This window comes from Brevibacillus choshinensis (assembly GCF_016811915.1).
GTDB classification, from domain to species: Bacteria; Bacillota; Bacilli; order Brevibacillales; family Brevibacillaceae; genus Brevibacillus; species Brevibacillus choshinensis_A.
In genome coordinates this window covers 1429203-1441455 of record NZ_CP069127.1, presented here as the reverse complement: position 1 = coordinate 1441455, position 12253 = coordinate 1429203, and the positions used below count along the sequence as shown (strand labels likewise).

The 12253-nt window shown below is 51.4% G+C and carries 8 protein-coding genes and 1 tRNA gene; 3 read left to right on the top strand and 6 right to left on the bottom strand.

Annotated elements, in window-relative coordinates; all coding sequences use genetic code 11:
* Nucleotides 1–171 precede the first annotated feature (171 nt).
* Nucleotides 172–1329, bottom strand: coding sequence for a trans-sulfuration enzyme family protein (locus tag JNE38_RS07555; RefSeq protein WP_203355982.1), 1158 nt, complete (start codon nt 1327–1329; stop codon nt 172–174).
* Between the two features lie 534 nt (nt 1330–1863).
* Between JNE38_RS07555 and JNE38_RS07550 the strand changes: the two genes are divergently transcribed.
* Nucleotides 1864–3117 (top strand): MFS transporter, encoded by a 1254-nt coding sequence (locus JNE38_RS07550; protein ID WP_203355981.1) that lies wholly within the window; start codon nt 1864–1866, stop codon nt 3115–3117.
* A 13-nt stretch (nt 3118–3130) separates the two neighbouring features.
* Here the strand turns inward: JNE38_RS07550 and JNE38_RS07545 are convergent, their stop codons facing one another.
* On the bottom strand, nt 3131–3790 hold the full coding sequence (locus JNE38_RS07545) for a DNA-3-methyladenine glycosylase family protein (RefSeq protein WP_203355980.1): 660 nt from the start codon (nt 3788–3790) through the stop codon (nt 3131–3133).
* Between the two features lie 200 nt (nt 3791–3990).
* Nucleotides 3991–4066: transfer RNA gene (locus tag JNE38_RS07540), tRNA-Ala, on the bottom strand.
* Between the two features lie 220 nt (nt 4067–4286).
* Between JNE38_RS07540 and JNE38_RS07535 the strand changes: the two genes are divergently transcribed.
* On the top strand, nt 4287–6242 hold the full coding sequence (locus tag JNE38_RS07535; protein WP_203355979.1) for a methyl-accepting chemotaxis protein: 1956 nt from the start codon (nt 4287–4289) through the stop codon (nt 6240–6242).
* Nucleotides 6243–6327: 85 nt separating this feature from the next.
* Here JNE38_RS07535 and JNE38_RS07530 read toward each other — a convergent pair whose 3' ends face one another.
* A complete protein-coding gene (locus tag JNE38_RS07530) occupies nt 6328–8931 on the bottom strand; it encodes an Ig-like domain-containing protein (RefSeq protein ID WP_203355978.1) in 2604 nt (867 codons plus the stop codon).
* Nucleotides 8932–9117: 186 nt separating this feature from the next.
* Here JNE38_RS07530 and JNE38_RS07525 point away from each other — a divergent pair, with 186 nt between their 5' ends.
* Nucleotides 9118–9750 carry a YdcF family protein gene (locus tag JNE38_RS07525; protein WP_203355977.1) on the top strand — a complete coding sequence of 211 codons (633 nt, stop codon included), beginning with the start codon at nt 9118–9120 and terminating at the stop codon, nt 9748–9750.
* Here the strand turns inward: JNE38_RS07525 and dnaI are convergent.
* The gene (dnaI, locus tag JNE38_RS07520) at nt 9721–10659 is read right to left on the bottom strand and encodes a primosomal protein DnaI (RefSeq protein ID WP_203355976.1); all 939 of its coding nucleotides are present in this window, start codon (nt 10657–10659) and stop codon (nt 9721–9723) included. The genes JNE38_RS07525 and dnaI overlap by 30 nt on opposite strands.
* An 8-nt stretch (nt 10660–10667) precedes the next feature.
* Nucleotides 10668–12116, bottom strand: coding sequence for a replication initiation and membrane attachment family protein (locus JNE38_RS07515; RefSeq protein ID WP_203355975.1), 1449 nt, complete (start codon nt 12114–12116; stop codon nt 10668–10670).
* Between the last annotated feature and the right edge of the window lie 137 nt (nt 12117–12253).

Below are 12253 nucleotides of genomic sequence, written 5' to 3'. Positions count from 1 at the left end.
TATCCAAAAGCAATTCCCATGCCAATTCTTCAGCCGCGATATATCAACGTTTTTGGCACTGACCCTTTGGGTGATTTGTCAATGCTGCAAATGATTACTGGAAAAACCAGCTTTCTTCCACTTTTGGGCTTTTGCAAGATTGATAAAAGCTTTTTAAGATTGCTTCCACCGTTATCCGAATGCCGTTTCAAGGTCTTCCCATATATCTTCCACATCTTCAATCCCAACGGAGAAACGGACCAGTCCATCATCGATGCCTGCCTTTTCCCTTTCTTCTTTGGGGATGATCGCATGCGTCATCGAAGCTGGATGCTGAATCAATGTCCCTACATCCCCTAGAGAAACGGCAAGGGTGCACAATTTCACTGAATTCATGAGCGTAACACCTGCTTTGTACCCGTCCTTCAAGACAAACGAAATCATCGCACCCGGACCTCTCATCTGCTTCTCCATGATCCTTTTATCTTCGAAGCTTTCCAGACCAGGAAAGTATACCCGTTCTATTGCCTTGTGGTTTTCCAGGCGCTCCGCCAAGATTCGTGCATTTTCTTGCGAGCGATCCATCCGAATGTGCAACGTACGTATCCCTTGATTGAGAAGCCATGCATCCATAGGTGCCAAATTAGCTCCCATTGTCTTCTGCACTTCTTTTCTCATCGGATCGATTATTTTCTTACTCGAGATCACGAGTCCACCGATCAGATAACCATGGCCGGACAAGTACTTGGTGGCGCTGTGGACGACAACATCAATTCCGCATCGAATCGGATTTTGCAGATACGGGGACAAAAATGTATTATCAACGACTGTCAGTACGCCTTTTTGCTTGGCTACCGCTGCTACACTCGTCATATCCACTAAGGAAAGCGTAGGATTGGATGGAGTTTCAAAATAGATCACTTTCGTTCGTTCTGTCATGTGTGGTTCGAGCTCTTCTCCTGACTGAAAGGGCACAAAAGTGACATCAATGCCAAACTTCTTTACGGTTTGGCTTAAAAACGCGTGTGTCGCTCCATATAGCGCTGTGTGTGCAACCACATGATCGCCTGCCTGCAAAATTCCCAAAAGGCAACCGGTTATGGCAGCCATCCCAGATGAGAAAGCCAGACAGCCTTCCCCATATTCCAATCCCGCTACCTTCTCTTCCAACTCTCGCACATTTGGATTTCCCAGGCGCGAATACATAAATCCGGGGTCCTCTCCGGCGAAGCGTTTTGCTCCTATCTCTGCATTATCAAAAACAAACGTGGAAGTCATGTAAATAGGGGTGATATGGGAGCCATGCCCAGGATCCTTATTCACTTTCACTAGATTGGATATGTAGTTCATCCTCTGTTACGCCTCCTCATCTTCAAAAACTGAATGGCTGTTCCTCTTCGATGCTTCTCCTGCCAGCTGTGTACGGATCATTAGCAGCAAATTTCATGCCAATTATGAAAACGTTATCAAACCCAGTGTTTTCTGTTTTCCATTTTTCATTTTTGCCAAAAGCAGTCTACGAAATAGGGAAATGTTCGATGGCAGCGCTTTGGCAGTATTGAACGTGTTTTCGCAACATTGCGTGTGATTCTGTTCATGCCTTATCATGCATTACCCCTTTTTTTAAAAAAACCCCTTGGAATTCCAAGAGTTTTCGTCCTTATTTATGGTGGAGCATGCTGGATCGAACCGCTGACCTCTACATTGCCATTGTAGCGGTCTAACGCTATCGAGCATCACTGCCCGAAAGCACAATCGTCTGTCCACCGCAAGATGCAAGTCGGCATTTAATAACCTACACTTAGTAACCGCCAAAATAAGTTTGACTAGTTACTCGGGGGAATTTAAAATGTAACTACTTAACACATGAATGGAGGTTACAAAATGCGCATGACACATCAAAGGTTTGGCAGGGAATTTTGGGCGTTATGGATGGCCACGGCTCTATCCAATCTGGGAGACGGGTTGTTCAAATTTGCACTTCCTCTCTTGGCAGCGAAGCTTACCCATTCTCCCGCTTTGGTCGCAAGCGTTTCGCTGGCGCTGACCCTCCCTTGGTTACTCTTCGCTCTACCGGTTGGCGTGATCGTCGACCGCCTGGATCGAAAGCGCATCATGGTCGTTGTTAACCTCGTTCGGACGGCTGCCGTTGGAGTTTTGGCTTTTGCCCAGCAGTTAGATTGGCTGTCGGTATTTGTTTTGGGTTTTCTGGCGTTTTTGGTCGGGACTTGCGAAACGGTATCCGACACTTCCTCTGGGGCACTCGTGCCTTCCGTCGTTAACCGTGATCAATTAGAGCAGGCAAATGCGCGCATTTACAGCGTAGAAACGATCATGAACAAATTTATTGGCGGGCCGCTGGGAGGATATCTGCTGGCGATTGGTCTTCTCCTGCCGGCGCTTGGCAGTGCCGTTTCTTTCCTTGCGGCTGCCGTTGCCCTGCTTCTGATGCGTGGACATTTTTCAGTCGAACGGAAGCAATCGGCTTCCATCTGGCGAGATGTTTCGGAAGGGGTTCGCTTTTTATGGACGAACCAACTGCTTCGTACGCTTGCCATTATGGTGGCGATCATGGCGTCCTGCTGGAGCGCGTTTTTTTCTATTCTGGTGCTCTATGCGGTAGCGCCGGGGCCGCTTGGTTTACAGGAGTACCAGTACGGCTTGCTGTTAACCTCTTTGGCTGCGGGAAGTGTCGCCGGATCTTTGCTGGTATCGCCTCTGCAGCGTTTGTTTGGGCGGGGGGCATTGCTTGGGCTGGACATTATCGGTACCTTTGCAATGCTGTTCGTGCCAGGCGTCTGGGCAAATGTTTGGCTGGTGGGCGCCGCTATGTTTCTGGCAGGTATGGGCGGGACAACATGGGTGGTCGCTGTCAATTCGATTCGCCAACGAGTTGTACCCAATGAGTTGTTGGGGCGGGTCTATGGCGCCTACAGGCTGATTAGTTGGGGGACTTTACCTATAGGCGCGTTTCTCGCAGGAATAGTGGCGGAGTTGGCTGGACTGCACGTTGTTTTTTTAGGAGGGGCGATCCTCAACTTATTTCTCGTTTTCCCCCTTATCAGCGTTTTGCGTGAAGAAAAACGCCAAACGGAGCAATCGGGAAGAAGTGTTTCGTCTCCGAACCTTGTCCCATGAAATTGTGAAGGACTTATTTTTCATTTACATCCTCTAGCGTGGGAAAATGATCTACAAATCCTAGGTCGATTGATTCCCATAGATATAAGGACACAATACTATAATAGGGATGCCAGTTTGCGGAAACTTCCTCCATATATTTATTTTTCGGCCGATCATCTAGTTGATATAACCATTTTGTCGCCCTTTGCAATCCGGCATCCCCCAGGGAGAGAACATTTAGTCGTCCTAAAGAGAATAGTAGGAACATTTCTGCCGTCCATTTTCCTATCCCTTTAACAGAAGTCAGTGAATTGATTACGGTCTCGTTTTCTTGCGAATGAAAGTTTGCAAATGATATTTCGTTACTATGGACTTTCTTACATAAATCAAAAATATACTCTATTTTTGTTCTGGATACCCCAGCATTTCTCAAATTTTCAATAGGCGTACGCAAGACTCTTTCTGGTGTTATCTCCCCACAAAGCATTTTTACTCGTTGGCGAATGGTACTTGCCGCTTTTGCTGATAACTGTTGTCCAATAATAGACATGACGAGTGCTTCTAGATGATTTTCATTCGTCTTCAATGTAAGTGGACCAATATGGTGAATCAGTTTACGGATAGGGGTATCCTGGCTGCAAAGTGATACGATACCTTCATGGGAGGGATGAAAGGTAATATGATTATTCATGTTTCTATCTCCTTCTTTTCAATAGTTATGATAAAGAAATAGAATTCACTAGCAGGAATGTTACACGACGTTTGCGATTTCACTTATGGTTGGAATTTCCATACTATTTTACGTTGTTTCAAAACAAGCATCAACATAAACGGTAGCATAAATAAAAAAAGGAAAAACGGCATTTCTGCCGTTTTTCCTTAAGTTCCGTATGGTGGAGCATAGCGGGATCGAACCGCTGACCTCTACACTGCCAGTGTAGCGCTCTCCCAGCTGAGCTAATGCCCCATATGTATTCTTCAGCGTTTACCGCTGACGTAAATTTAGTATAGCATACCCTTAAGTACACTGCAAGCGAAAAACCTTCCTTTCTCCCTCAAATTTTCAAAACACCAAAAATAAAGTTTTATAAATAAAATCCCGTAATTTCAGGTTTACAATCGGTTATATTGCGGAAAGGGATATGAAAGCACGGCAACCTAGAATTGCTCAAGGGGGAGCTCCACATATGAAAAAGCCCAGACTTACCGTCAGAACAAAACTCATCACAGCCTTCTCCACCATCCTGATCATCCCGATGCTGACTCTCGGCCTTCTTTCCTATCTCAGCGCCAAGGACCAGCTGGAGAGTGCGCTCATGAAAACCGCCTCGGAAAATGTGCGACTGGTGGATGAGCTGCTCAATCAGTCGCTGGAGGCGCAGTCCAAAGATATGGAGCTCATCGCTTCCGGAATGGCGCTCACCGATCTACAGGAAGCTAATCGCTCCGCCACCCGCAAGCATCTGCAGACCTTTCACGCGCTTCATCCGGAGATCGGAGAGGTGTACATCGGTGACGAAGCCGGGGGCATGCTGATGTCTACGGATGCAAAGCTTCCGGCTGACTTCGACCCGCGCAAGCGCCCCTGGTACCAAGCTGCGATGCAGCAGCCGCAAACAACGGTCATTACCGATCCATACATCGATGCAGCGTCAGGGAATGTCGTGATCGGCCTAGCCAAAGCATTGTCTGACCGCTCAGGTGTGCTGGCAATCGACATCCAGCTGACCGCACTGGAGCAAACGGTCAAGCAAGCGAAAATCGGCGCCAAGGGTTACCTCTCGATCTTTGACAAGAATCGTCAGTTCCTCATTCATCCGACGGGAAAAGCCGGAACGCCTTCGACCGATCCGTGGATAAACACTCTCTATGGCCAGCCGGCAGGCGAATTTGATTTTTCTGATGCCAGAGCTGTTCACCTCACAAATGCCAAGACAGGCTGGAAGCTCATGGCTGTCATGTACAAGTCCGAAGCCGTTGCTGCGGCCAGCCCGATCTTTTACAAGACACTCGTCGTGATCGCGATTGCCATGGTCATCGGCGGTAGTGTTGTCTACGCTATTTTGAGATCCATGCTTCGTCCGCTTCGCAAATTGACGGAAGCAGCTCAAAAAATGAGTGAAGGCGATGTCACACAGCAAGTCGAGATCACCAGCGACGATGAGCTGGGGACGCTGAGCAAAAGCTTCAACCACATGTCCGGTTCGCTGCGCTCCCTCCTCCATGCCGTCAACGACAACGTCCAGCAGCTCGCTGCATCAGCCGAGCAGCTCTCTGCCAGCGCAGACCAGACCAGCAAGGCTACCGAGCAGATCGCGACGACCATGCAGGAAATGGCGACGGGAACCGAGCAGCAAGTATCCTATGCCGAGGAAAGCACCGATGCAGTCGACCAGATGTCCGAGGGAATCACGCAGATCGCGGATTATACCCAAAAAGTATCGGACGCGGCACGACAAACGGCAGACCTGGCATCCGTCGGAAACGTATCCATCCAATCTGCCGTTATGCAGATGAATGCTTCCCAGCAGTCCATCCACGATCTCGCTGCAGTGGTGGACCGCCTGGGCACACGCTCTCAGGAGATTGGAAAGATCGTGGAAGTCATCACAGCCATCGCCAATCAAACGAACCTCTTGGCACTGAACGCCGCCATCGAGGCAGCACGGGCCGGGGAATCCGGCCGAGGCTTTGCCGTCGTGGCGGATGAGGTGCGAAAGCTTGCCGAGCAATCCTCCCATTCCGCCAAGCAGATCAGCCAATTGATCACCTCCATTCAAACGGAAACGGAGCATGCGGTAACCGTCATGGAGAAGAGCAAGCGGGAAGTAACAGATGGGATTGAAAAAGTGTATGAAGCTGGCCAATCCTTTGAACAAATCCAAAACGCCATCGAGGAAGTCGCAGAACGAATCGGGCAAGTCTCCGGCGCTTCCCAGGATATTTCGGCTCGGACTCAGATGGTCGTGAAGCTGATCAGCGATATTTCCGAGGTGACCATGCTTGCCTCCGACGGGACACAAAGCGTCTCGGCCGCAGCCGAAGAGCAGCTCGCATCGATGGAAGAAATCGCAGCCTCTGCAGTGTCGCTGGAGCGGATGGCGGAGGAATTGCAAAATCAGATCGGCCACTTCAAGATATAACGCTCCTGTGCAATCTGTACAAAAAAGAATGCCAGTCAACACAGCCATGTGTTGGACTGGCATTCTCTGTTTTCATCCTGCAACCCTATCGCACCGTCACCACAATCGGTGTCTTCTTACCGCCATAGGTCACGTAGATCGTCGCTTTTCCAGAGCCTGTTGCCTTGATCACGCCATCCTTGACGTCTGCCACAAGCAGGCGAGAGGTGGTCCACAGGGCTGGCTTGGTCACGTTTTGCTCAGAGCCATCCATATAAGTAGCCGTTGCGGTCACTTGCTTGGTTTCCCCTTTTGCCATCACGATCTGCACGACGTCTGTCTTGAGGTATTTCAACGTATCTACATCTACCGGAATCGAAATGATCTTGTCATTGTATTTCGCGGTAATGGTCGCTTTTCCGTAGGCGCGGCCCGTAATCTGACCTTTCTCTACATCCGCCACCTTGTAATTGCTTGTCTTCCAATCTGCCAGCGAAGTGACATTCATCGTGCGGCCATCTGCAAAGGTCGCGGTCAAAGTCACTTGCGATGTGCTGTTGGATTTGATGGAAGCGTATCGCTTATCTGCCTCCAGCTTGGTCACGATCCCCACTTCCACCGGAATGGTGATCGATTTCCCGCCGTATTTGGCTGTAATGGTGGCGCGGCCGTTCGTCAAACCGGTGACGCGGCCATTCGCTACATCCGCAATCTTGATCGCGGACGACACCCACTCGGCATCTGTTGTGACGTTGCTGGTGTTGCCAGCGGAGTCAGTCGCTGTCAGCTTGATTTCAGCTGACTCATTGACGGTCAGGATCAACAGGCGAGGATCGACGGACAAAGTAGTCGCCTGATCCACCTCTACGGCAATGGTGACGCTCTTCCCGTCAAAAGTGGCGGTAATCGTCGCCTTGCCGGAGCCTGTCGCAGTGATTTTTCCCTGGTACACTTCTGCTACAGCTGCCGAAGAGCTCGTCCATGCCGCTTGCTCATTCACGTTTTTGCTGGTTCCATCTGCATAAGATGCGGTCACATTGACAGTCTCGCTCTTGCCACTGCTCATCACGAGCTTTTTCTTGTCGACATTCAAGGTCTGCAGGACACCGACCGAGACAGGAATCGTAACCGTGCGATTTCCAAAGGTCGCTGTGACCGAAGCCGCCCCTGTCGCAACACCTGTGATGAGGCCTTGGCGCACGGATGCGACCGTCGGCGCGCTGGACGCCCAGGTTACTTTTTGTGTGACATTATCCGACTTCCCATCCGGATACGAAGCCGTAATCGTGATTTGCTTGGCTCCTCCGACCGGGATCGCAACGCTCGTCACATCTGCAGTCAGGCTTTGCGGCACATCGACATCCACTACCAGGGTCGCTGTTTTCTCGCCGTATTTAGCTGTAATCGTTGCAGATCCAGCCTTGTACGCAGAGATGATGCCGTCTTTGGCAAAGACAATATCCTCATTGTCCGACGACCAGGTCACCTTGCCAGTGATATTTTCAGATGCCTTTGCTCCAGCAAAGAATGCATGTACGATCACTTCTTTCGTCGTGCCGCTGTTCATCGTCAGGTAAGACGGCACAATATCGAGCGAACGCGGCACTTCGACATCAACCTGGATGGACACAGACTTGTTGCCGTACTTCGCCGTGATGACTGCTTCACCGGATTGCACCGCGTGAATCTTGCCATTGCTGTAGTACGCCACCGATTCCTTGGAAGAAGTCCACTGGGCTTTGTCCCCTACACTTACCCCAGTTCCGTCTCCGTTTGCATAGGTTGCGGTCAATTTGATTTCTTCGGACGTTTCACCGACGTGCAGGAAGATGTTTTGTACGCTTGCCTCCAGCTTTTGCGTCGTATCGACATCCACTGCGATCGTCGCCGTCTTGGTTCCGTATTTGGCGGTAATGGTCGCTGTACCTGCACCGTACGCCGTGATTTTCCCTTTGAGTGCGTCGGCTACAGCCGGATTGTCCGAGGACCATTCCGCTTTATCCGCTACGTCTTCCACTTCGCTGCCATCTGGATAAATCGCCTTCAGGGTGAGGGGTTCCGAGCCTCCCAAGAGGAGCGATACTTGTGTTTTGCTCGGCTCCAGTCGGTGTGCGATTTCCACGTTCACTGGAATCGTGGTGGACTGGCTCCCGAATTTGGCGGTGATGATACCCGTCCCCGAGTTCAAGCCCTTGACCTCGCCGTTGATGACCGTAGCGATGGAAGGGTTGTCGATAGACCAGTCAGCCTTTTTCGTCACATCCTCAGGATCGCCGTCGCTATAGAGCGCTGTAAGCTTGAGCTGTGCCGGCGGCTCCTCGCCAATCAGCACATTCAGCGTTTGCTTGTCCAGCGTCAACGCTTTCACTTTTTTGGTGACATTCACCGCGACGAGTACGCTTTTCCCCATGTATGTCGCTGTCACCGTGGTGCTGCCAACTGCTTTTGCTGTGATACGGCCCGCGTAAGCTGCGGCAATATCTGGACTTTGACTCGTCCAATCTGTCGTGATCGTGACTTCCTCGGTCTTCCCGCTCACGTAGACAGCCGTTGCCGTCAATGCAGCAGAGTCTCCCAATTCCAATGTCACTTCATTTTTTGATAGGACCAACCTGCTAATCTCATCCGCAGCGTATCCAATCCCAGCGTTTCCAGCCCCGCACAAGAGCAAGATGGCCAGAAGCAAGAGCATCGTTTTTTTCCAGAACATTGCTAGCCTCCCCCGCAAGTATGAAATCTGCCTCTAGTAAAACCCATTCCTCGATTATTATATCGGCTACTGAGAAAAATAATTTACTAGTTATTTGTGTCCGTCATGTGTCAGACCCTGTAACTCTCCCACTGCTGAAGCGTCTTACTACGTAGAAGGAAATGGAATGCGAGAGGAGAATCAGACGTGAAAGACCGCAAAAAACCGCGTTGGTGGCGACGCGTTCTCTTTTTTACGGGCATTCTCATCGGGCTCGGAGGCATCTGGTCCGCCTACGTCATCTATCAGATCGAGGCGACAATAAAGGGCGCAGTCCCTCGTCATGCGGATGTCGGGATTGTGCTGGGTGCTGCTGTGTGGGGGGAAGGTCCCAGTCCCGGCCTGCGCGAGCGGCTGAATCACGCCTTGTGGCTCTATCAGGAAGGGTATGTACCTGTCTTGCTGGTAACAGGAGGGCTCGGAGAAGGCAAGCGGCTGACGGAAGCCGCCGTCATGAAGGAATACCTGGTCGAGCGTGGTGTCCCTGCGGAGCACATCCTCATGGAGACGAAGTCCACCTCGACATACGAAAACCTGCTGTATGGCCAGCAGGTCTTGTCTACTCATCCCTATCAAAATGCGCTGTTGATCAGTCACGACTACCATCTGTTTCGAGCCGTGACCATGGCTGAGTCTCTGGGAATCCCGGTATCTCCGGTGGCCGTCCATTCCCAGGTCCTGTTCAAGCCGTATCACGAAGCCAGAGAAGTGCTCGCGTATTCCTACTGGCAATTCTCTCGCTTCTTCACCTCAGCTCTCCAGACGCTGGTTCTTGCGTAAAATCTCATGCACGTCGACGAAATGGCGGATGCGCTCCATGATTCGCGCCGCTTTGGTTCGCTCGATTCGATTGCCGTTGGAAATGGACAAATGCTCCTCCAGCTCTTCCAGCGAATAGTTGGAGGTGAACAAGGTCGGCAAATGATTGTTTGCCCGCTGATTCAAAATGACACCCAGGATTTCGTCGCGCACCCACGGCGTCAGGTTCTCTGCCCCGATATCGTCCAGAATGAGAACGGGCACCTCTTTTAGCAGCTCCAGCTTCCCGACGTACGATTGATCGGAAATGGAATCCTTCATCTCGCGAATGAAGTCCGGTACGTATACCAGCAGCGAAGCGATGTGGCTCTCCGAGAGCTGACGCGCGATCGCTCCCATGAGATAGCTTTTTCCGACCCCGAAAGAGCCGTGGAGATACAGGCCTTTGACTTTCTCCCCCGTCCCCAGCTGATTGCAAAACTGAATGGCAGCAGCCACAGCAGCCCGGTTGCCGGCATCATGCTCCAGCTTGTCGAAGCTCGCAGACATCGTTTCCTCCGATGCGTAGTAGCTGCGCATCATTCGTCTGCGCTTCTGGTCTTCTTCGTGGGAGAGCTGCTTTTTGCAAGGTGCAATCGCACTGACAATCGTCCGGTTGGCCAGCTGAAGCTGCGTCCGGTGTCCTTTTACCAGATTGGGGCACTCGGAAAGACCCGGGCATCGCTCACACCAATACTGCTCCTTTACGGCTGTGTACACATCGGAGAGCGAACGCAGGTAATCTTCCCGTGTCAATTCTGGATGCTCCTGCTGGAATGCTTGCAAATACACACTGGAACGAAACATTTTATCGAGCTGCTCTTCAGGCGACAGCAATTGGCGCGGCGTACGCTTTGCCAGCTCTTTCATAAACTGACCGACAGATTCCATCTAGCCCGTCACTCTCCCCTCTGTTTTTTACGCATGGATTCAAGCAATTTGCTTAGCTCCGGATCATCCGAAATGAGCTTTCCTTTTGAAGCTGGCTGCCCGCTCTTCTCCTGCTCTCTCTGCCATTCCACGGACGCCGGCAGCTTGTCTTGCAGGACCGCTTTCCCGTTTCGGCGCACCGTACCGGCATCCTTCTTGGGACTCTTTGCCTTTTCCGCGCTCTGCGCCCGCTGATCCGCACGCTCCAAAATTTGCTTCACCGCTTCATCCACGGTCGTAATCCGCTTCGCCTTCCAGCTGTCGCGGATGGTCTCCATGTACGCTTTCGGCAATTCCATTTGCATGCTGGAGAGGGTGTGCACCAAGAGAGCATTGACGACCTCTGGCTGCATCCCGTCCGAGAATACCAGGGTCTCTGCACGCTCCAGAAACACTTTGCTTACCCTGCCGCCGACGACTCTCTCCAGCAATCCGAGCGGAGACAGCACCCTACAGGCACGGACGAATGCTTCGCTGCCCGGCTCAGGCAGCTGCCCCGGTCCCCAGTCCTCTTCGCCGAGGCTCTCTGCAGACGTATTTCGATACAGCTTGTCCTCGGAATAGCGCTGAACGAGGCGCTTGCGCAGCACTTCAGCATCCAGGCTCCGGTCTGGCTTGTACAACGTCCAGTCCCGCAGCTCCTGACCGATCCCCCAGCTGTCCATTTGATAAAAGTGGCACAGCAAATACAGAAACTCCATGCTCGTACCGCTGAGCACTTTTGAAGCATCTGCATTATCTGGCAAATACAGGCGCAAAGACGAGACGCTGAGCGGATGAGCGACCTGCGCTTCAAAGCCGGACTTCATGGCTGCGGGCGGAAAGCTCGTCTCCATTTTCGTCAAGAACTGCTCTCTCTCCGACCCCTTCTTCACTTCCAGCTCAGACGGTTTCAACGATTGGAACACTTCATGAAAGTCTTTCGTTACATTTTCGACGATGGTATATTCCTGATCCAGCTGAGTCGCGATCGTATCCGCATACTGCTCTCGAAGCTGCTGGTATCGGATATTTTCGATCTTGTTCAGCAGCATGAGGGAGAGGACGTAATCTGCAAAAAATTCACCGGGTGTGAGCGGCGGCTTCAGCAGATAGTCATAGTAGTAATCCCGCTGCAAGTTTTCTCTCCGGCGGACCTCTAACAGCCCCATGGCCTCTAGGCGCTCACGGGCATCCAAAAGCCGATCCAGTGACAAGGAGGTCGCGAGCATCAGGCTGCGATGGGTACTCTCAGCCGCAGCACCGCTCACTTCCTGTACGCCATGAGCGAGCAGCTGATAAAACGTATACGACTCGACACCGATGATCGGCAAGTACAATTGCGTGACATAGCCCATCTCGGAAAAGCTGAGCGGTCTCGCCACCCGCACCACATATCGATCTTTTGGCAACAATTCGTTCCATACTAAACGACGCATCGGCTCTTCCCTTCTCTGACAAATCTCATTGCCCTATTATAGCATGGCCTTCCCATCCACGTGCTGAAATCAGATGGAAAGCGAAAGACGCCCTGGCTGAAATACCGCGAGAGCGTGGAGTGGCGATCCTTTTCACC

What these genes read in the sequence shown, in the direction of transcription:
- JNE38_RS07555 (WP_203355982.1), bottom strand. Translation starts at nt 1,329, where the DNA reads ATGAACTACATATCCAATCTAGTGAAAGTGAATAAGGATCCTGGGCAT.
- JNE38_RS07535 (WP_203355979.1), top strand. Translation starts at nt 4,287, where the DNA reads ATGAAAAAGCCCAGACTTACCGTCAGAACAAAACTCATCACAGCCTTC.
- JNE38_RS07515 (WP_203355975.1), bottom strand. Translation starts at nt 12,116, where the DNA reads ATGCGTCGTTTAGTATGGAACGAATTGTTGCCAAAAGATCGATATGTG.
- JNE38_RS07550 (WP_203355981.1), top strand. Translation starts at nt 1,864, where the DNA reads ATGCGCATGACACATCAAAGGTTTGGCAGGGAATTTTGGGCGTTATGG.
- JNE38_RS07530 (WP_203355978.1), bottom strand. Translation starts at nt 8,931, where the DNA reads ATGTTCTGGAAAAAAACGATGCTCTTGCTTCTGGCCATCTTGCTCTTG.
- dnaI (WP_203355976.1), bottom strand. Translation starts at nt 10,659, where the DNA reads ATGGAATCTGTCGGTCAGTTTATGAAAGAGCTGGCAAAGCGTACGCCG.
- JNE38_RS07545 (WP_203355980.1), bottom strand. Translation starts at nt 3,790, where the DNA reads ATGAATAATCATATTACCTTTCATCCCTCCCATGAAGGTATCGTATCA.